We start from the raw sequence: 18,510 nt of genomic DNA, 5'->3' as shown, positions 1-18,510 counted from the left end.
CGCCTCCGGCCCCGTCCACACGACAATAAGGTTGAAGTCATGCCCATCTCCGTCGCCGTCGCAGGCGCCAGCGGTTACGCGGGCGGCGAGCTGCTGCGGCTCCTCGCCGGCCACCCCGAGTTCGAGGTCCGCGTCGTCACCGCCCACCAGAACGCGGGTCAGCGCCTCGGCGCCGTGCATCCGCACCTCGTGAGCCTCGCCGAGCTCGAGCTCCAGCCGACCACGGCATCCGTGCTCTCGGATGCCGACCTCGTCTTCTTCGCGCTGCCGCACGGCGCATCCGGTGCCATCGCGGCGGAGCTGCCCGACGACGTCGTCGCCGTCGACTGCGGCGCCGACCACCGGCTCACCTCGCAGGACGCGTGGGACGCGTTCTACGGCGGTGAGTACCACGGCGCCTGGGCCTACGGCATGCCCGAGCTCCTGCTCGACGGCGGCGCCGCCAAGCAGCGCGACAACCTCCCGGGCGCGACGCGCATCGCCGTCCCCGGCTGCAACGTCACCGCGATCACCCTGGGTCTCGCGCCGGGCGTCGCCGCGGGCGTCGTCGAGGCGCATGACCTCGTGTCGGTGCTCGCGGTCGGAACCTCGGGCGCGGGCAAGTCGCTGCGCACCGACCTCCTCGCGAGCGAGATCATGGGCTCCGCCTCGGCCTACGCCGTCGGCGGCGTGCACCGGCACACACCCGAGATCGTGCAGAACCTCACGGCGTCGGGCGGCGAGGGCGTGAGCATCTCGTTCACGCCCGTGCTCGTGCCGATGTCGCGCGGCATCCTCGCGACGTCGACGGCGCGGCTCGCGCCCGGCGTCTCGGCGGCGGATGTGCGCGAGGCCTGGGAGGGCGCGTACGCGGGGGAGACCTTCGTGCGCGTGCTGCCGCAGGGCTCCTTCCCTCGATCGAACGACACGACGGGCGCCAACACGGCCCTCATGGGCGTCGCCGTCGACGAGAACGCGGGCCGCGTGGTCGTCGTCTCGGCGATCGACAACCTCGTCAAGGGCACCGCGGGTGCCGCCATCCAGTCCGCCAATCTCGCGCTCGGGCTGCCCGAGGCCGCGGGCCTCCCCGTGAACGGAGTCGCGCCGTGAGCGTCACCGCCGCATCCGGATTCACCGCCGCAGGCGTCGCGGCGGGCCTCAAGGGCTTCGAGAAGCTCGACCTCGCGCTCGTCGTCAACGAGGGTCCGCTGCGCAGCGCGGCCGCCGTGTTCACGAGCAACCGCGCGAAGGCGAACCCGATCATCTGGTCGCAGCAGGTCATCGCCGACGGCACCGTGAGCGCGATCATCCTCAACTCGGGCGGCGCCAACTGCTTCACGGGACCGGAGGGCTTCCAGACGACCCACGCGACCGCCGAGGCCGTCGGCGAGGCGCTCGGCGTCTCCGCGGGCGACGTGCTCGTGTGCTCGACGGGCCTCATCGGCGAGCAGCTGCCGCGCGAGAAGGTCATCGCGGGCGCGCACCTCGCGGCCGCCGAGCGCACCGAGAAGGGCGGCGCGGATGCGGCGCGCGCCATCATGACGACCGACTCGAAGCCGAAGACCGCGGTCGTGCGCCGCGACGGCTGGACGATCGGCGGCATGGCGAAGGGTGCGGGCATGCTCGCGCCGGGCCTCGCGACGATGCTCGTCGTCATCACGACCGACGCCGTGCTCCTGCCCGCGCAGCTCGACGAGGCGCTGCGCCGCGCGACGCGCGTGAGCTTCGACCGCCTCGACTCCGACGGCTGCATGTCGACCAACGACCAGGTCACGCTCATGGCGAGCGGCGCATCCGGCATCGAGCCCGACCTCGACCTGTTCGCGGCCGGGTTGACCGAGGTGTGCATGGACCTCGCGTTCCAGCTGCAGGCCGACGCCGAGGGCGCGAGCCACGACATCGTCATCGAGGTCATGAGCGCCGCGAGCGAGGACGACGCGGTCGAGGTGGGCCGCTCGATCGCGCGCAACAACCTCTTCAAGGCCGCCGTGTTCGGCAACGACCCCAACTGGGGCCGTGTGCTCGCCGCGATCGGCACGACGCAGGCGGAGTTCGACCCCTACGACGTCGACGTCATCATGAACGGCGTGCGCGTGTGCACGAAGGGCGGCCCCGACCGCCCGCGCACCGAGGTCGACCTGCGCCCGCGCCGCCTCCACCTGCAGCTCGAGCTCCACGCGGGCCACTTCGGGGCGATCATCCTCACCAACGACCTGACGCACGACTACGTCCACGAGAACAGCGCCTACTCCTCATGACGAACGAGAACCCCGTCGACGACCTCGACGAGCGCACCCGCGACGCGGCGGTGAAGGCCGACACCCTCATCCAGTCGCTCCCGTGGCTGCTGCGCTTCGCGGGACGCATCGTCGTCGTCAAGTTCGGCGGCAACGCCATGGTCGACGAGAACCTGCAGCGCGCGTTCGCGGAAGACATGGTCTATCTGCGCTCGGTGGGCCTCAAGCCCGTCGTCGTGCACGGCGGCGGCCCGCAGATCTCGGCCATGCTCGACCGGCTCGGCATCCCGAGCGAGTTCCGCGGGGGCTACCGCGTGACGACGCCCGAGGCCATGGAGGTCGTGCGGATGGTGCTCACGGGACAGGTGAGCCGCGAGCTCGTGACGCTCATCAACCGGCACGGGCCCCTCGCATCCGCCATCTCGGGCGAGGACGCGGGGCTCTTCCAGGGGCGCAAGCGCGAGGCGGTGGTCGACGGGCAGCCCGTCGACATCGGGCTCGTGGGCGACGTCATCCAGGTCGACCCCGCGGCCGTGCTCGCCGAAATCGAGGCGGGCCGCATCCCCGTCGTGTCGTCGATCGCGCCCGACGTCGACGTGCCCGGGCAGTCGCTCAACGTCAATGCCGACTCCGCCGCGGCGGCCCTCGCGGTCGCCCTCGGCGCCGAGAAGCTCGTCGTGCTGACGGATGTCGCGGGCCTCTACCGCGACTGGCCGAACCGCGACTCCCTCGTCTCGCAGATCACGCGCGACGAGCTCGCGGAGCTGCTGCCGAGCCTCGAGTCGGGCATGATCCCCAAGATGGCGGCGTGCCTCGAGGCCGTCGACGGGGGAGTGCCGAAGGCCGCGATCATCGACGGCCGCCGCCCGCACTCGATCCTTCTCGAGATCTTCACGGATGCCGGCATCGGCACGGAGGTGGTGCCCGCATGAACGCGGAGACCGGAACGGCAGAGGGCACCGAGTACTACCAGGAGCTCTTCTCGCGCGTCATGATGCGCTCGGCACCCGCGCCGCTCGCCGTGCTCTCGCACGGCCGTGGTGCGCACGTGTGGGACATCGAGGGCAAGCAGTACCTCGACTTCCTCGCGGGCATCGCCGTCAACGCGCTCGGCCACGCGCATCCGGCGTTCGTCGAGGCGGTGAGCACGCAGGCGGGGAAGTTCGCGCACGTGTCGAACTACTTCGCGACCGAGCCGCAGCTCGAGCTCGCCGAGCGCCTCACGCGTCTCACAGGCGGCGACCGCGTGTTCCTGTGCAACTCGGGGGCCGAGGCCATCGAGGCGGCGGTCAAGCTCGCGCGCCTCACGCGCAAGCCACGCATCCTCGCGCTCGAGAACGCGTTCCACGGCCGCACGATGGGCTCGCTGAGCCTCACGGGCAAGCCGGCGCTGCGCGGCCCCTTCGAGCCGCTCGTGCCCGGCGTCGAGCACATCCCGTCGACGATCGAGGCGCTCGAGCGGGCGCTCGCCGCGGGCGACGTCGCGGCGCTCGTCGTCGAGCCCATCAAGGGCGAGGCGGGCGTCGTCGAGCTTCCCGAGGGTTACCTGAGGGCCGCGCGCGAGCTCACGAGGGCGCACGGCGCGCTGCTCATCCTCGACGAGATCCAGACCGGCGCGGGCCGCACGGGCGACTGGTTCGCCTTCCAGCACGAGGGCATCGTGCCGGATGCCGTGTCGCTCGCGAAGGGCATCGGCGGCGGCTTCCCGATCGGCGCGTTCGTGACCTTCGGCGAGGCGTCGACGCTCTTCGGCCCCGGCCACCACGGCTCGACCTTCGGCGGCAACCCGCTCGCCGCGGCCGCCGCGAACGCCGTGCTCGGCGAGATCGAGCGGGCGGGCCTCGTCGAGAACGCGCGCACGCGAGGCCTCGAGCTCCGCGCGCGCATCGAGCTCATCGGGTCTCCGCTCGTGACCGACATCCAGGGCCGCGGCCTCCTGCTCGGCATCGGCCTCTCTCAGCCCGTCGCGGGCATCGTCGCGAGCCGCGCCCTCGACCGCGGGCTCATCGTCAACGCGGCGAACGAGCACCGCATCCGCCTCGCCCCGCCGCTCATCGTCGGCGACGACGAGCTGCACGAGTTCACCCGCCTCTTCGCCGAGGCGATCGACGTCCCCCACACCGACCCCGGAGACCACGAATGACCCGCCACTTCCTGCGCGACGACGACCTGACCCCCGCCGAGCAGGCCCAGATCCTCGACCTCGCCGAGCAGATCAAGGCCGACCGCTGGGGGCGCAAGCCGCTCGCCGGGCCCCAGACGGTCGCCGTGATCTTCGACAAGTCGTCGACCCGCACGCGCGTGAGCTTCGCCGTCGGCATCGCCGACCTCGGCGGCAGCCCCCTCATCATCTCGACCGCCAACAGCCAGCTCGGCGGCAAGGAGACGCCGTCCGACACCGCCCGGGTGCTCGAGCGGATGGTGTCGGCGATCGTCTGGCGCACCTACGCCCAGGCGGGCCTCGAGGAGATGGCGGCCGGCACCAAGGTGCCCGTCGTCAACGCGCTCTCCGACGACTTCCACCCCTGCCAGCTGCTCGCCGACCTGCTCACGATCCGCGAGCACAAGGGCGAGCTGAAGGGCCTCACGGTCACCTTCCTCGGCGATGGCGCGAGCAACATGGCGCACAGCTACCTGCTCGCGGGCGCGACGGCCGGCATGCACGTGCGCGTCGCGGCGCCCGAGGAGTTCAGCCCCGCCGATGCCGTGGTCGCGGATGCCGACCGCCGCGCGAGCGAGACGGGCGGCTCCGTCGCGATCTTCACCGACCCGCTCGAGGCGGTCGCGGGAGCCGACGTCGTCGTGACCGACACGTGGGTGTCGATGGGCAAGGAGGAGGAGAAGGCGCATCGGGTCGCCACCTTCGGTGGCTACCAGGTGACGGACGAGCTCATGCAGTTGGCGAAGTCCGACGCGATCTTCCTGCACTGCCTCCCCGCCGACCGCGGCTACGAGGTCGCGTCGACCGTCATCGACGGCCCGCAGAGCGTCATCTGGGACGAGGCGGAGAACCGCCTGCACGCCCAGAAGGCGCTGCTCGTGTGGCTGCTGGAGCGCGCGGCCGCCTGAGGCGGCTCAGAGCCCCGACATCCGCGCGAAGTCGGGATCGCTCGCCACGACGGCGAAGATCGTCGCCCAGAAGACGATCGCCGCGATGACGCCCGCGATGAGCGGCACGTAGAACGCGATCTTCTTCTTCACGAGCAGCAGGATCGACACCCCGAGAGCCACGAGGTAGAGCACGACGTGACTTCCGATGAGCACGAGCGGGGCGGCGCCGATCTCGCCGTCGAAACCTCCGAGGCCCTGGTCGCGGAAGCCCTCGTCGAGCACCTCGGGCGAGCTGAAGAGCACGCCGTAGAGCACGCCGAGGAGCGTGCCGCCGAGGCCCAGCACGAGGAGCACGATCGTGAGCACGACGTCCCACGTGCGACGGCGGGGCAGCGGCGTGCCGGCGAAACCGGGCTGGCCGTAGACCGGCTGACCGTAGGCGGGCTGGGCGTAGCCGGGGGCGGGGTAGCCGGCCTGGCCGTATCCGGGCTGCGGGTAGGTCGGCGACTGACCCTGCTGCGGGTAGCCCTGCTGCGGGTAGGCGGGCGCCGCGGGGGCGCCCGAGTACATGACGGGCTGGCCGGGCGCCGCGGGCACACCCTGCTGCTCGCCGGGCGCCACGGGCTGAGCGGTCGACGCGTCAGGCGTCGCGGTCGTCGTCTCGACGGGGGCGAACTCCCCGTAACGCGGCGCCGGCACACCGGCGACGGGTGCGGATGCGACGGGCTCGACGGGCGGGACGGACCCCTCGGCGGGCGGGACGGGCGACTGGCTCGGCTCGGACATGACGCCACCCTAACGGGCGCGCCCCGCTTCTAGACTGGACACGACACGAGGAGACCAGAACCGATGCCACAAGGCCCCACGACGTCCGGGTCCGACACCGCAGGCGCGAACGCCGACGAGCCCCGGGCAGGGGGCGCGAGCCTCTGGGGAGGTCGCTTCGCGAGCGGCCCGTCGCCCGAGCTGCAGGAGCTGAGCCGCTCCACCCACTTCGACTGGGAGCTCGCGCACTACGACCTGCAGGGCTCGCGCGCGCACGCTCGCGCGCTCGCCGCGGCGGGCTTCCTCGACGACGCCGAGCTCGCCCGCATGCTCGAGGGCATCGACGTGCTCGACCGCGGCATCCGCGACGGCGTCATCCGCCCGCTTCCCGAGGACGAAGACGTGCACTTCGCGCTCGAGCGCGAGCTGATCGCCGTCGTCGGCCCCGAGCTCGGCGGCAAGCTCCGCGCGGGCCGCAGCCGCAACGACCAGATCGCGACGCTCGTGCGGCTCTACCTGCTCGACCACGCCGCGCGCATCCGGAACCTCGTCGTGCAGCTCGTCGACGCCCTCGCGGCGCAGGCGGAGGCGCACCCCGCCGCCGTCATGCCGGGCCGTACGCACCTGCAGCACGCGCAGCCGATCCTGCTCGCGCACCACCTGCTGGCGCACGCGTGGCCGCTCGTGCGCGACCTCGAGCGCCTGCGCGACTGGCGCGTGCGCGCATCCGAGTCGCCCTACGGCGCGGGCGCCGTCGCGGGGGGAGCGCTCGGCCTCGACCCCGTGCCGATCGCGTACGAGCTCGGACTCACGCACCCCATGCTCAACTCGATCGACGCGACGGCGAGCCGCGACGTCGTCGCCGAGTTCGCCTACATCGCCGCACAGATCGGCGTCGACCTCTCGCGCCTCGCGGAGGACGTCATCATCTGGAACACCCGCGAGTTCGGCTTCGTCCGGCTGCACGACGGCTACTCGACGGGGTCGTCGATCATGCCGCAGAAGAAGAACCCCGACATCGCCGAGCTCGCGCGCGGCAAGTCGGGCCGGCTCATCGGCAACCTCACGGGGCTGCTCACGACGCTCAAGGGCCTGCCCCTCGCGTACAACCGCGACCTCCAGGAGGACAAGGAGCCGATCTTCGACTCGGTGCGCACCCTCGAGGTGCTGCTTCCTGCGTTCGCGGGCATGATCGCGACGCTCGAGTTCGACACCGAGCGGATGGCGGAGCTCGCGCCGCAGGGTTTCTCGCTCGCGACCGACGTGGCCGACCACCTCGTGCGCCAGGGCGTGCCGTTCCGCGAGGCCCACGAGATCTCGGGGGCGCTCGTGCGCTTCTGCGAGGCGGAGGGTCTCGAGCTCGACGAGCCGAGCGACGAGCAGTACGCGGCGATCGACGCGCGCCTCACGCCCGACGTGCGAGATGTGCTCACGGTCGAGGGCTCGATCGCGAGCCGCGCCGGGACGGGCGGCACCGCGCCGACGCGCGTCGCGGAGCAGCTCGCCGCGCTCACGGCGCGTGTGGCGGAGGTCGCCGGATGACGCTCTCGGGCGACGGCGACCCGCGCGTCCGCCGTGAGCGCGCCAAGGAGTACCGGCGCGACCTCGACGCGCGCCGACCGTGGCTGCTGTGGCTGCTCGTCGGCCTCGCGGTCGTCGCGGTGGGCGCCGCGGTCGTCTACACGGTCGTGAACGGGATCGGGTCCTGACCGCACCCCTCGCGTTCCTCGAGCGTCCGGCCGACGAGGTCGCGCCGCTCCTGCTCGGCGCTCTGCTGACGGGGCGGGGCGTCTCGGTGCGGCTCACCGAGGTCGAGGCGTACCTCGGCGAGGCCGACCCCGGCTCGCACGCGTTCCGCGGGCTCACGCCGCGCACGCGCACGATGTTCGGCGAGCCCGGGCACCTGTACGTGTACTTCAGCTACGGCATGCACGTGTGCGCGAACGTCGTGTGCTCGCCCGCGGGCACCGCGAGCGCCGTGCTGCTGCGTGCGGGGGAGGTCGTCGACGGGATCGAGCTCGCGCGCGAGCGGCGTCCCACCGCGAAGACGGATGCCGAGCTCGCCCGCGGGCCTGCGCGGCTCACGAAGGCGCTCGGCATGGTGCTCGGCGACGACACCGCGCCCCTCGACGGCGCGCCGTTCGCGCTCGAGCCCGCCCCGCATCCGTCGCCCGTCGCGGCAGGGCCGCGTGTGGGTGTCTCGGGCGAGGGAGGCACGGATGCCTTCCCCCTGCGGTTCTGGATCCCCGGCGACCCGACGGTGTCGCCCTACCGGGCGGCGGTGCCGCGGAGGCGCGTCACGCCACGGTGACGGTGATGAGCACGGCGCACGCGCCGGCCCACAGCATGCTCGCGAGCGTGCCGATGATGAACCGCTCGCGGGCGGCCGAGGAGTCGAGCTCGTTGAAGCGGCCGAGGCCCTTGATGGCGATGAGCGCTGCGATGACCTCGGGGTGCCCGACGGCGATGGCGCCGACGATCGCGGCGCGCTCGAGCAGGCCGATCGTCGTGCCGCCGCGCAGCACCTCCTGCTCCTCGCCGGTGCGCTCGCGCCGGATGAGGATGCCGCCGTGGGCGCCGCGGCGCACCGGGGCGCCCCGACTGGCGAGGTCGAGCACGATCGTCGTCAGCGGGCTGCCCGCGAGGATCGCGAGCGTCGCGATGCCGAGCGCGAGCACGACGGCGAAGGCCGACGGCTCGGGCAGCAGGCGGATGCCGAAGGCGGCGCCGAGGAGCCCGAGGCCCACGGGCGCGAGGGCGAAGAGCGCGAGCCAGGGCTTGCCGAGGCGGGCCGCGAGCACGGTCGCCGCGACGGCCCCGCCGATCACGAGGAGGGAGAGCGCCCAGAACAGGTAGCCGATGACGATCACGCGTTGTCCTCCGTTCCGGGCTCGCGCCCGGCATCCGTGCCGTTCGCGAGTGCGAGCAGCTCGACGATCCCGTCGCGGGCCGCCGCGTCGAGGCGGACGGCCGCGGCGAGCGCCCGCTTGCTGGCGGCCTGCGGGGTGATGCCGAGCCGTTCGGCGGCCTCCGCCTGTGTGAGGCCGGCCTCCACGAGATCGTACAGTTCCCACCCCTCGGGGGAGCGGCGCTCGCGCAGCTGCAGCAGGAGCTCGATCATCGCCTGGAGGGTCTCGGCGGCGGGTGCGATGCGGTCGCCCGCGACGGCGAGCCGCCACTGTCGGCGCTTCGCCGCCTCGACGGCCTCGCGCGCCGCGACGAGCGCGTCGCCGGTCGCGGCGCGGGTCGCGGTGGGGAGCGGGGCTCGCACGTCGCCGATTCCCACCCCGATGCTCCACAGTCCCGTGCGGGCGAGGGCGAGAACGATGTCGAGCGCCGTGCGCGGGTCCTCGGTGAGCGCCTGCACCTCGTCGCCCGCCGTGCGGTCTGCGGGCAGGGCGAGGCGGTCTCCGCCGACGTGGGCGAGGATGGCGAGGGCCTCGTCGGCGTGGTCGGGGCGGATGCGACTGTCGATCTGGTCTGCGGTGATGGCGAACATGGTCACTCCCGCATCAAGCCTACAAGCATGATTCTCCCGATATCAACCCTTGAGGGTAGATGACGGCCGCATCAACCCCGCAGGCTCACCAGCCGCGGGCTCACCACCCGCGGGCGCCGCCGCCACCGCCGCCGCCGCCCGCGAACCCACCGCCGCTCGAGCCGCCGAACGAGCTGCTGCCGCCGGAACCCGACCACGACGAGGACGACGACGTCGGCGGGGGAGCCGTCGCGAAGCTCGCCGCCGCGTAGCCCGACACGAAGCCCGAGAGCGGCGTGGACTGCAGCACGGGCGCGATCTCGGTCGGCGTCGTCTCGTAGAGCGTGCCGAGCTCCTTCTGCCAGCGCTCCTCGATCCCGAAGATCATCGCGTAGGGCAGAAGGCGCTCGTACAGCCGCACGACCGCCTCCCGGTCGTCGGTGTCGACGGGCGTGCGCTCCGCGGTGTCGGGGCTCTGCAGCACGCGGATGCGGTCCGCCTCGGCGAGCTCGAGGTAGTCGCGGATGCCGTCCAGATGCTCGCGCGCGAGGGCGCCTTCCGCCGTGAGCACGTCGGGTGATCCCGCGAAGCCCATGAGCAGCACGCCCGCGACGAAGACCGCCACGAGCTGCCACACGAGGAGCGGGCTGCCCGCATCCGTCTCCGCCGCCCAGAACGCGACCACGAGCGCCGCGACGGCGTTCACGGCGAGGGCGATGCGCACGACCGACGTCCACGGTGAGCGGATGCGGGTGCGGTAGCGCTTCGCGACCTCGACGCGCACCTTCGCCCGCAGGGTCGCGATGCGGTCGCCCAGCTTGCGGTCGTCCGTGTCGAGGTCGATGCCCGTGCGCTTGCCGGTGCGGCCGAAGAGCGTGGCGACGGCGATCGCGTCGTCGCGGTCGAGCGTCGAGGTGTCGAGCAGCTCGAGCCGGTAGCGCTTGCGCTTCGCGACCTCCTCGCCTCTGTCGATGAGCCGTGCCGCGCGCGTCACGACGAGCTGCACGAACTGCGCCGGCAGGTCGCGCGGCTGGCGGCGCATGAGCACCGCGGCCTCCATGACCCCGAGCTCCGGGAAGGGCTCGTACTGCGGCACGACGACGCCGCGACCGGGGGCGTCGCGGAAGACGACGACGCGCAACCACAGCACGATGAGCAGGCACGCGCCCGTGATGCCGAGCAGCACCCACGGGACGACCCGCACGACCCAGGAGTCCGCGGGCAGCGCGGGGGTGCGGAAGGTGCCCGTGGGGAAGGCGATGGCCCACGTGACGGTCTCCTGCGGGCCGACTCCCGCGACCTCGACCGACGCGCCCGTCGACGTCACCTCGACGTCGCAGGCGTCCTCCGCACCTTCGCCACCGACGTAGCAGCGCGCCGCGCCCGTCGGGGTGGCCTCCAGCTCGGGGGAGAGCTCGAGCACGGCCGTGACCTCGCCGTACGGCTGGGGACTCCCGGTGCCGTTGATGTCCCAGTAGAACTCGTCGACCCCCGTGTCGGAGAAGGAGCGCACGACGTCGTGCGCCGCGTACTCGATGACGTAGCTCTGCTCGCCGTGCACGAAGACGTCGGCGTCTCCGATGCGCACGACGAGGAAGTCGCCGTCGTCGATGAGCGTGTAGGGGAGAGGGAGCCCCTCGGCGTCGCGCACCGAGCGGATCTCGAGGCCGAGGCTCGCGCGCTGGTAGCTGCGGGGGATCGCGCGCTCGATGCCGTGGTTCTGGTCGACGGCGGGGAACACGGCCACGAGCGTCTCGGTGACGCTGAGCGACGCCCGGCCGGCGGCGTCGCGGTCGAGCAGGTAGTCGGCGTGGAACGACGCGAACTCGAAGTCGTCGACGCTCGCGGCTCCCCACGCGGATGCGGGCGCGGGCGCCGGGCGGGCAGGTGCCGCGGATGCCGGCGCCGCGGATGCGGAGCCCGCGGGCGCGGCGGCCGCGAGCACGAGGGCGAGGGCGCCGGCGACGCGGAGCGCGGCGGCGCGGACGGGACGGCGGGGGTGGTGGTCGCGCACGGCCCGAGCCTACTCAGGCGACGCGATAGCCTGGCCGGGTGCCCGCATCCGAGATCCTCAGCGCGCAGCGTAACGACCCCTCCTTCCCGGACATCTGGGAGGAGCTGAACTGGCGCGGCCTCGTTCACGTGTCGACCGACCCCGATGCTCTCAAGGAGCTGCTCGCGGGGCCGCCGATCGTGTACTACTGCGGGTTCGACCCGACGGCGCCGAGCTTGCACCTCGGCAACCTCGTGCAGCTGCTCGTGCTGCGGCGGCTCCAGCTCGCCGGCCACCGGCCGCTCGGCCTCGTGGGCGGTTCGACGGGCCTCATCGGCGATCCGCGCCCGAGCGCCGAGCGCACCCTCAACGACAGGGAGACGGTCGCCGAGTGGGTCGGGAGGCTGCAGGGGCAGATCGAACGGTTCCTGTCGTTCGAGGGTGACGCCGCGGCGCGCATCGTGAACAACCTCGACTGGACGGCGCCGCTCAGCGCGATCGACTTCCTGCGCGAGATCGGCAAGCACTTCCGCGTCGGCACGATGCTCAAGAAGGACGCGGTCGCGGCGCGGCTCAACTCCGACGCGGGCATCAGCTACACGGAGTTCAGCTACCAGATCCTGCAGGGCATGGACTTCCTCGAGCTGTACCGCCAGTACGACTGCGTGCTGCAGACGGGCGGAAGCGACCAGTGGGGCAACCTCACGAGCGGAACCGACCTCATCCACCGGGTGGAGGGCAGGAGCGTGCACGCGATCGGCACGCCGCTCATCACGAACTCCGACGGCACCAAGTTCGGCAAGAGCGAGGGCAACGCCATCTGGCTCGACGCCGAGATGTGCAGCCCCTACCGCTTCTACCAGTTCTGGCTCAACACCGACGACTCGGACGTCATCGCGCGGCTCAAGGTGTTCACCTTCCTGACACGCGAGCAGATCGAGGCGCTCGAGCACGAGGTGCGCGAGCAGCCGTTCCGTCGTGAGGCGCAGCGCACGCTCGCACGCGAGGTGACGACGCTCGTCCATGGACGGGGGGCGACGGATGCGGTGATCGCCGCATCCGAGGCCCTGTTCGGTCAGGGCGATCTGTCGTCGCTCGATGCGGCGACCCTCGCGGCCGCCGTGGAGGAGCTCGAGAACGCGGAGCTGGGGGAGGACGCGACCGTCGTGCAGGCGCTCGTGGCCACCAAGCTCTGCCAGAGCCTCTCCGAGGCGCGGCGGGCGATCGCCCAGGGAGGCGTCTACCTGAACAACGCGAAGGTCGAGGATCCCGACGCGACCCTCGCCGGCGCCGGCCTCGCGGGCGGCCGGGCCGTGCTGCGCCGCGGGAAGAAGACTCTCGCGGGAGTCGTACTGGCCTGATTTTCCGGGGCAGTCAGTCGCGACACGCCCGGGATGCAACCGCGATTTGGCACGACCCCCGAATCCACGTAATCTCTTACTTGTTCGCCCCAAAGGGAAGAGCGGAGAGGCCAAGGCCCCGCCCCCTCAAGCGGAGAACCAACCCCCATCTGAATCGGATCCAGCATCCGTGTGACCGAATGGTCTAGGATGGGAGTCCTCCTCTCGGAGACCGCGGTCGTCGATCGCAGCCCGGAGCTTCGCTCCCGGCGCGTCGATTTGACAGACGGAACGAGATGGTTAGGATGGAGAAGTTGCCCTGAGGGCGAGCCGGAGACGGTGAGCGACAGGAGCGCCCGATCCTTGAGAACTCAACAGCGTGCACTATGTCAAATGCCAAAAACCTCGACTGGTGACCTCGGTCACTAGAGAGATTCCTTTGGATTGACGGATTGTCAGTAGACGATCCTTTCAGTCAGATCAACTCGCAGGATCCGCGGTTTTCCCCGCGGTGAACGCAACGGTTCTGCCGGCACTTCGGTGCCGTGCTACCAAACCTTTACGGAGAGTTTGATCCTGGCTCAGGACGAACGCTGGCGGCGTGCTTAACACATGCAAGTCGAACGGTGAACGAGGGAGCTTGCTCCCTCCGGATCAGTGGCGAACGGGTGAGTAACACGTGAGCAATCTGCCCCGAACTCTGGGATAAGCGTTGGAAACGACGTCTAATACCGGATACGACGCGCGAAGGCATCTTCTGCGCGTGGAAAGAACTTCGGTTCGGGATGAGCTCGCGGCCTATCAGCTTGTTGGTGAGGTAACGGCTCACCAAGGCGACGACGGGTAGCCGGCCTGAGAGGGTGACCGGCCACACTGGGACTGAGACACGGCCCAGACTCCTACGGGAGGCAGCAGTGGGGAATATTGCACAATGGGCGCAAGCCTGATGCAGCAACGCCGCGTGAGGGACGACGGCCTTCGGGTTGTAAACCTCTTTTAGTAGGGAAGAAGCGAAAGTGACGGTACCTGCAGAAAAAGCACCGGCTAACTACGTGCCAGCAGCCGCGGTAATACGTAGGGTGCAAGCGTTGTCCGGAATTATTGGGCGTAAAGAGCTCGTAGGCGGTCTGTCGCGTCTGCTGTGAAAACCCGAGGCTCAACCTCGGGCCTGCAGTGGGTACGGGCAGACTAGAGTGCGGTAGGGGAGAATGGAATTCCTGGTGTAGCGGTGGAATGCGCAGATATCAGGAGGAACACCGATGGCGAAGGCAGTTCTCTGGGCCGTAACTGACGCTGAGGAGCGAAAGCGTGGGGAGCGAACAGGATTAGATACCCTGGTAGTCCACGCCGTAAACGTTGGGCGCTAGATGTGGGGACCATTCCACGGTTTCCGTGTCGCAGCTAACGCATTAAGCGCCCCGCCTGGGGAGTACGGCCGCAAGGCTAAAACTCAAAGGAATTGACGGGGGCCCGCACAAGCGGCGGAGCATGCGGATTAATTCGATGCAACGCGAAGAACCTTACCAAGGCTTGACATATACGAGAACGCTCTAGAAATAGAGAACTCTTTGGACACTCGTATACAGGTGGTGCATGGTTGTCGTCAGCTCGTGTCGTGAGATGTTGGGTTAAGTCCCGCAACGAGCGCAACCCTCGTTCTATGTTGCCAGCACGTAATGGTGGGAACTCATAGGAGACTGCCGGGGTCAACTCGGAGGAAGGTGGGGATGACGTCAAATCATCATGCCCCTTATGTCTTGGGCTTCACGCATGCTACAATGGCCGGTACAAAGGGCTGCAATACCGTAAGGTGGAGCGAATCCCAAAAAGCCGGTCTCAGTTCGGATTGAGGTCTGCAACTCGACCTCATGAAGTCGGAGTCGCTAGTAATCGCAGATCAGCAACGCTGCGGTGAATACGTTCCCGGGCCTTGTACACACCGCCCGTCAAGTCATGAAAGTCGGTAACACCCGAAGCCAGTGGCCCAACCGCAAGGAGGGAGCTGTCGAAGGTGGGATCGGTGATTAGGACTAAGTCGTAACAAGGTAGCCGTACCGGAAGGTGCGGCTGGATCACCTCCTTTCTAAGGAGCACTGCACTCTTCGGAGTGACAGAGCCGGATTCGAGACGAATGCTCTCGACCGGAGCTCATGGGTGGAACATTGACATAGGTCGTTCGAGGAACCTCGAGACGCTAGTACGCCGGCTTGCCGGCAGGAACGGGTCGGAAGCGGAATCGGACGACATGCACGCTGTTGGGTCCTGAAGGACCGGGCAGCCACTTCGGTGGCGTAACGACCTTCGGATCCGGACGGGGCGAGCATGACTTGCTCGACTCGGCGGATACCGCCCGTCATTTGAGAACTACACAGTGGACGCGAGCATCTTAGAACGAAGCCGCGATGTTCTTCGGAACAGAGCGCTTCGATCTACAAGATGATCTGATTTATAGATCATTGGTCAATCTGCCGTACTTCGGTACGGCCGATCGATTCTAAAAACTCATGTAGTCAAGTTTCTAAGAGCAGACGGTGGATGCCTTGGCATCTGGAGCCGAAGAAGGACGTATGAATCTGCGATAAGCCTCGGGGAGCTGATAACAGAGCCTTGATCCGAGGATTTCCGAATGGGGAAACCCCGTCAGGCGTGGCAACACGACCTGATGACTCCCGCCTGAATATATAGGGCGGGTAGAGGGAACGTGGGGAAGTGAAACATCTCAGTACCCACAGGAAGAGAAAACAACCGTGATTCCGTTAGTAGTGGCGAGCGAAACCGGAACAGGCCAAACCGATCATGTGTGATAGCCGGCAGGCGTTGCATGGTCGGGGTTGTGGGACCTTCACGTGCTTCTGCCGAAGTACACGTTGACTTGCTCGATATAGGTGAACGGCATTGAAAGGCCGACCACAGAGGGTGCCAGTCCCGTAACCGAAATGTCGAGCAGCGGCGGAAGGGATCCCAAGTAGCACGGGGCCCGAGAAATCCCGTGTGAATCCGCCAGGACCACCTGGTAAGCCTAAATACTCCCAGATGACCGATAGCGGACAAGTACCGTGAGGGAAAGGTGAAAAGTACCCCGGGAGGGGAGTGAAATAGTACCTGAAACCGTCTGCTTACAAACCGTTGGAGCAGCCCTAGTAGCTGTGACAGCGTGCCTTTTGAAGAATGAGCCTGCGAGTTAGCGGTATGTGGCGAGGTTAACCCGTGAGGGGTAGCCGTAGCGAAAGCGAGTTCGAATAGAGCGATTGAGTCGCATGCCCTAGACCCGAAGCGAAGTGATCTATCCATGGCCAGGCTGAAGCGACGGTAAGACGTCGTGGAGGGCCGAACCCACTTGGGTTGAAAACCGAGGGGATGAGCTGTGGATAGGGGTGAAAGGCCAATCAAACTTCGTGATAGCTGGTTCTCTCCGAAATGCATTTAGGTGCAGCGTTGCGTGTTTCTTGCCGGAGGTAGAGCTACTGGATGGCCGATGGGCCCTACAAGGTTACTGACGTCAGCCAAACTCCGAATGCCGGTAAGTGAGAGCGCAGCAGTGAGACGGTGGGGGATAAGCTTCATCGTCGAGAGGGAAACAACCCAGACTACCGACTAAGGCCCCTAAGCGTGTGCTAAGTGGGAAAGGATGTGGAGTTGCAGAGACAACCAGGAGGTTGGCTTAGAAGCAGCCACCCTTGAAAGAGTGCGTAATAGCTCACTGGTCAAGTGATTCCGCGCCGACAATGTAACGGGGCTCAAGCACACCGCCGAAGTCGTAGGATTCGCATTATAGGTAGGCCTTCGTGGTCCAGCCGTGCGGATCGGTAGGAGAGCGTCGTGTGGCGAGTGAAGCGGCGGGGTAACCCAGCCGTGGACGCCACACGAGTGAGAATGCAGGCATGAGTAGCGAAAGACGTGTGAGAAACACGTCCTCCGAAAGACCAAGGGTTCCAGGGTCAAGCTAATCTTCCCTGGGTAAGTCGGGACCTAAGGCGAGGCCGACAGGCGTAGTCGATGGACAACGGGTTGATATTCCCGTACCGGCGAAGAACCGCCCAAGCTAATCCAGTAGTGCTAAGAGTCCTAATCCGGCTGACGGATCCCTTCGGGGTGAAGCGGCCGGCCTAACGCTCGACCCCGTGCTGGTGCGGCTAGCGTATTAACAGGTGTGACGCAGGAAGGTAGCCGAGCCAGGCGATGGTTGTCCTGGTGTAAGGACGTAGGGCGAGAGATAGGCAAATCCGTCTCTCACATAGCCTGAGATCTGACGCATACCCCTCACGGGGGAATTCGGTGATCCTATGCTGCCGAGAAAAGCATCGACGCGAGGTTCCAGCCGCCCGTACCCCAAACCGACTCAGGTGGTCAGGTAGAGAATACCGAGGAGATCGAGAGAATCGTGGTTAAGGAACTCGGCAAAATGCCCCCGTAACTTCGGGAGAAGGGGGGCCTAAGGCGTGTACGGACTTGCTCCGGAAGCGCTGCAGGGCCGCAGAGACCAGTGGGAAGCGACTGTTTACTAAAAACACAGGTCCGTGCGAAGTCGCAAGACGATGTATACGGACTGACGCCTGCCCGGTGCTGGAAGGTTAAGAGGAAGGGTTAGCTTCGGCGAAGCTCTGAATTTAAGCCCCAGTAAACGGCGGTGGTAACTATAACCATCCTAAGGTAGCGAAATTCCTTGTCGGGTAAGTTCCGACCTGCACGAATGGCGTAACGACTTCCCAGCTGTCTCAACCGCGAACTCGGCGAAATTGCACTACGAGTAAAGATGCTCGTTACGCGCAGCAGGACGGAAAGACCCCGTGACCTTTACTACAGCTTGGTATTGGTGTTCGGTGTGGCTTGTGTAGGATAGGTGGGAGACTATGAAGCGGGCACGCTAGTGTTCGTGGAGTCGTTGTTGAAATACCACTCTGGTCACTCTGGATGTCTAACTACGAACCGTAATCCGGTTCTGGGACAGTGCCTGGTGGGTAGTTTAACTGGGGCGGTTGCCTCCCAAAGAGTAACGGAGGCGCCCAAAGGTTCCCTCAACCTGGTTGGCAATCAGGTGTCGAGTGTAAGTGCACAAGGGAGCTTGACTGTGAGAGTGACGGCTCGAGCAGGGACGAAAGTCGGGACTAGTGATCCGGCAGTGGCTTGTGGAAGCGCTGTCGCTCAACGGATAAAAGGTACCTCGGGGATAACAGGCTGATCTTGCCCAAGAGTCCATATCGACGGCATGGTTTGGCACCTCGATGTCGGCTCGTCGCATCCTGGGGCTGGAGTAGGTCCCAAGGGTTGGGCTGTTCGCCCATTAAAGCGGTACGCGAGCTGGGTTTAGAACGTCGTGAGACAGTTCGGTCCCTATCCGCTGCGCGCGTAGGAAATTTGAGAAGATCTGTCCCTAGTACGAGAGGACCGGGACGGACGAACCTCTGGTGTGTCAGTTGTTCTGCCAAGAGCACCGCTGATTAGCTACGTTCGGAACGGATAACCGCTGAAAGCATCTAAGCGGGAAGCCGGCTTCAAGATGAGATTTCCATCCCTTCGGGGGAGAGGCTCCCAGCTAGACTACTGGGTTGATAGGCCGGATGTGGAAGTGGGGACTAAAGACCCATGGAGCTGACCGGTACTAATAAGCCGATAACTTGACAACACATGAGTTCTTAGAATCGTGTTGCTCGCGTCCACTTTGTGGTT

13 protein-coding genes and 2 rRNA genes are annotated in these 18,510 nt (G+C 67.6%); 11 read left to right on the top strand and 4 right to left on the bottom strand.

The annotated features are described in order from the left end of the window. Window positions 1-39: 39 nt before the first annotated feature. The 5 genes from argC to argF are packed head-to-tail and all read left to right on the top strand — an operon-like array spanning window position 40 to window position 5,285. Window positions 40-1,089: an N-acetyl-gamma-glutamyl-phosphate reductase gene (argC, locus tag H4J02_RS08635; protein ID WP_187674211.1), complete on the top strand. Its 1,050-nt coding sequence runs from the start codon at window positions 40-42 to the stop codon at window positions 1,087-1,089. Then, window positions 1,086-2,237: a bifunctional glutamate N-acetyltransferase/amino-acid acetyltransferase ArgJ gene (gene argJ, locus H4J02_RS08630; RefSeq protein WP_187674210.1), complete on the top strand. Its 1,152-nt coding sequence runs from the start codon at window positions 1,086-1,088 to the stop codon at window positions 2,235-2,237. The genes argC and argJ overlap by 4 nt, the downstream gene beginning before the upstream one ends. Continuing rightward, window positions 2,234-3,148, top strand: a complete 915-nt coding sequence (gene argB, locus H4J02_RS08625) for an acetylglutamate kinase (RefSeq protein ID WP_187674209.1) — start codon at window positions 2,234-2,236, stop codon at window positions 3,146-3,148. Before argJ ends, argB begins: the two co-directional genes overlap by 4 nt. After that, window positions 3,145-4,359, top strand: a complete 1,215-nt coding sequence (locus H4J02_RS08620) for an acetylornithine transaminase (protein WP_187674208.1) — start codon at window positions 3,145-3,147, stop codon at window positions 4,357-4,359. The genes argB and H4J02_RS08620 overlap by 4 nt, the downstream gene beginning before the upstream one ends. Beyond that, entirely contained in the window at window positions 4,356-5,285 is a 930-nt protein-coding gene (gene argF / locus H4J02_RS08615) for an ornithine carbamoyltransferase (RefSeq protein WP_187674207.1), read from the top strand. Before H4J02_RS08620 ends, argF begins: the two co-directional genes overlap by 4 nt. Before the next feature lie 6 nt (window positions 5,286-5,291). On the opposite strand, the gene H4J02_RS08610 is transcribed toward argF, so the two are convergent. Next, window positions 5,292-6,053 carry a DUF6264 family protein gene (locus H4J02_RS08610; RefSeq protein WP_187674206.1) on the bottom strand — a complete coding sequence of 254 codons (762 nt, stop codon included), beginning with the start codon at window positions 6,051-6,053 and terminating at the stop codon, window positions 5,292-5,294. Between the two features lie 63 nt (window positions 6,054-6,116). Between H4J02_RS08610 and argH the strand changes: the two genes are divergently transcribed. Genes argH through H4J02_RS08595 form a run of 3 tightly spaced genes read left to right on the top strand, consistent with a single transcriptional unit; the run spans window position 6,117 to window position 8,343 of the window. Then, complete coding sequence (gene argH / locus H4J02_RS08605; protein WP_187674205.1) at window positions 6,117-7,574, top strand: argininosuccinate lyase; 1,458 nt, start codon at window positions 6,117-6,119, stop codon at window positions 7,572-7,574. Next, entirely contained in the window at window positions 7,571-7,741 is a 171-nt protein-coding gene (locus H4J02_RS08600) for a hypothetical protein (RefSeq protein WP_187674204.1), read from the top strand. The genes argH and H4J02_RS08600 overlap by 4 nt, the downstream gene beginning before the upstream one ends. Next, a complete protein-coding gene (locus H4J02_RS08595; RefSeq protein ID WP_187676505.1) occupies window positions 7,738-8,343 on the top strand; it encodes a DNA-3-methyladenine glycosylase in 606 nt (201 codons plus the stop codon). Before H4J02_RS08600 ends, H4J02_RS08595 begins: the two co-directional genes overlap by 4 nt. On the opposite strand, the gene H4J02_RS08590 is transcribed toward H4J02_RS08595, so the two are convergent. The 3 genes from H4J02_RS08590 to H4J02_RS08580 form a co-directional block, all read right to left on the bottom strand. After that, window positions 8,330-8,902, bottom strand: coding sequence for a hypothetical protein (locus H4J02_RS08590; RefSeq protein ID WP_262405997.1), 573 nt, complete (start codon window positions 8,900-8,902; stop codon window positions 8,330-8,332). The genes H4J02_RS08595 and H4J02_RS08590 overlap by 14 nt on opposite strands. Next, window positions 8,899-9,531 carry a DNA-binding protein gene (locus H4J02_RS08585; protein WP_187676503.1) on the bottom strand — a complete coding sequence of 211 codons (633 nt, stop codon included), beginning with the start codon at window positions 9,529-9,531 and terminating at the stop codon, window positions 8,899-8,901. The genes H4J02_RS08590 and H4J02_RS08585 overlap by 4 nt, the downstream gene beginning before the upstream one ends. A 100-nt stretch (window positions 9,532-9,631) precedes the next feature. After that, the gene (locus H4J02_RS08580) at window positions 9,632-11,524 is read right to left on the bottom strand and encodes a DUF2207 family protein (protein WP_187674203.1); all 1,893 of its coding nucleotides are present in this window, start codon (window positions 11,522-11,524) and stop codon (window positions 9,632-9,634) included. Between the two features lie 38 nt (window positions 11,525-11,562). On the opposite strand from H4J02_RS08580, the gene tyrS reads away from it, so the two are divergent. The 3 genes from tyrS to H4J02_RS08565 all read left to right on the top strand — a co-directional run bounded on the left by tyrS (window position 11,563) and on the right by H4J02_RS08565 (window position 18,466). Further along, a complete protein-coding gene (gene tyrS, locus H4J02_RS08575; RefSeq protein ID WP_187674202.1) occupies window positions 11,563-12,864 on the top strand; it encodes a tyrosine--tRNA ligase in 1,302 nt (433 codons plus the stop codon). A 537-nt stretch (window positions 12,865-13,401) separates the two neighbouring features. Continuing rightward, window positions 13,402-14,926: ribosomal RNA gene (locus H4J02_RS08570) — 16S ribosomal RNA — on the top strand. 425 nt (window positions 14,927-15,351) lie between these two features. Continuing rightward, window positions 15,352-18,466: ribosomal RNA gene (locus H4J02_RS08565) — 23S ribosomal RNA — on the top strand. The 16S and 23S rRNA genes sit together here, the layout of an rRNA operon. Window positions 18,467-18,510: the final 44 nt, after the last annotated feature.

The sequence above is a fragment of the Protaetiibacter sp. SSC-01 genome (assembly GCF_014483895.1).
Lineage (GTDB): Bacteria > Actinomycetota > Actinomycetes > Actinomycetales > Microbacteriaceae > Homoserinibacter.
Note: the sequence above shows the minus strand (reverse complement) of the source record. Positions and strands in the feature narration are given on the sequence as shown.

Coding starts and splice junctions, on each gene's coding strand:
- argF (WP_187674207.1), top strand. CDS start 4,356: ATGACCCGCCACTTCCTGCGCGACGACGACCTGACCCCCGCCGAGCAG.
- H4J02_RS08585 (WP_187676503.1), bottom strand. CDS start 9,531: ATGTTCGCCATCACCGCAGACCAGATCGACAGTCGCATCCGCCCCGAC.
- argB (WP_187674209.1), top strand. CDS start 2,234: ATGACGAACGAGAACCCCGTCGACGACCTCGACGAGCGCACCCGCGAC.
- H4J02_RS08600 (WP_187674204.1), top strand. CDS start 7,571: ATGACGCTCTCGGGCGACGGCGACCCGCGCGTCCGCCGTGAGCGCGCC.
- H4J02_RS08610 (WP_187674206.1), bottom strand. CDS start 6,053: ATGTCCGAGCCGAGCCAGTCGCCCGTCCCGCCCGCCGAGGGGTCCGTC.
- argH (WP_187674205.1), top strand. CDS start 6,117: ATGCCACAAGGCCCCACGACGTCCGGGTCCGACACCGCAGGCGCGAAC.
- argC (WP_187674211.1), top strand. CDS start 40: ATGCCCATCTCCGTCGCCGTCGCAGGCGCCAGCGGTTACGCGGGCGGC.
- H4J02_RS08620 (WP_187674208.1), top strand. CDS start 3,145: ATGAACGCGGAGACCGGAACGGCAGAGGGCACCGAGTACTACCAGGAG.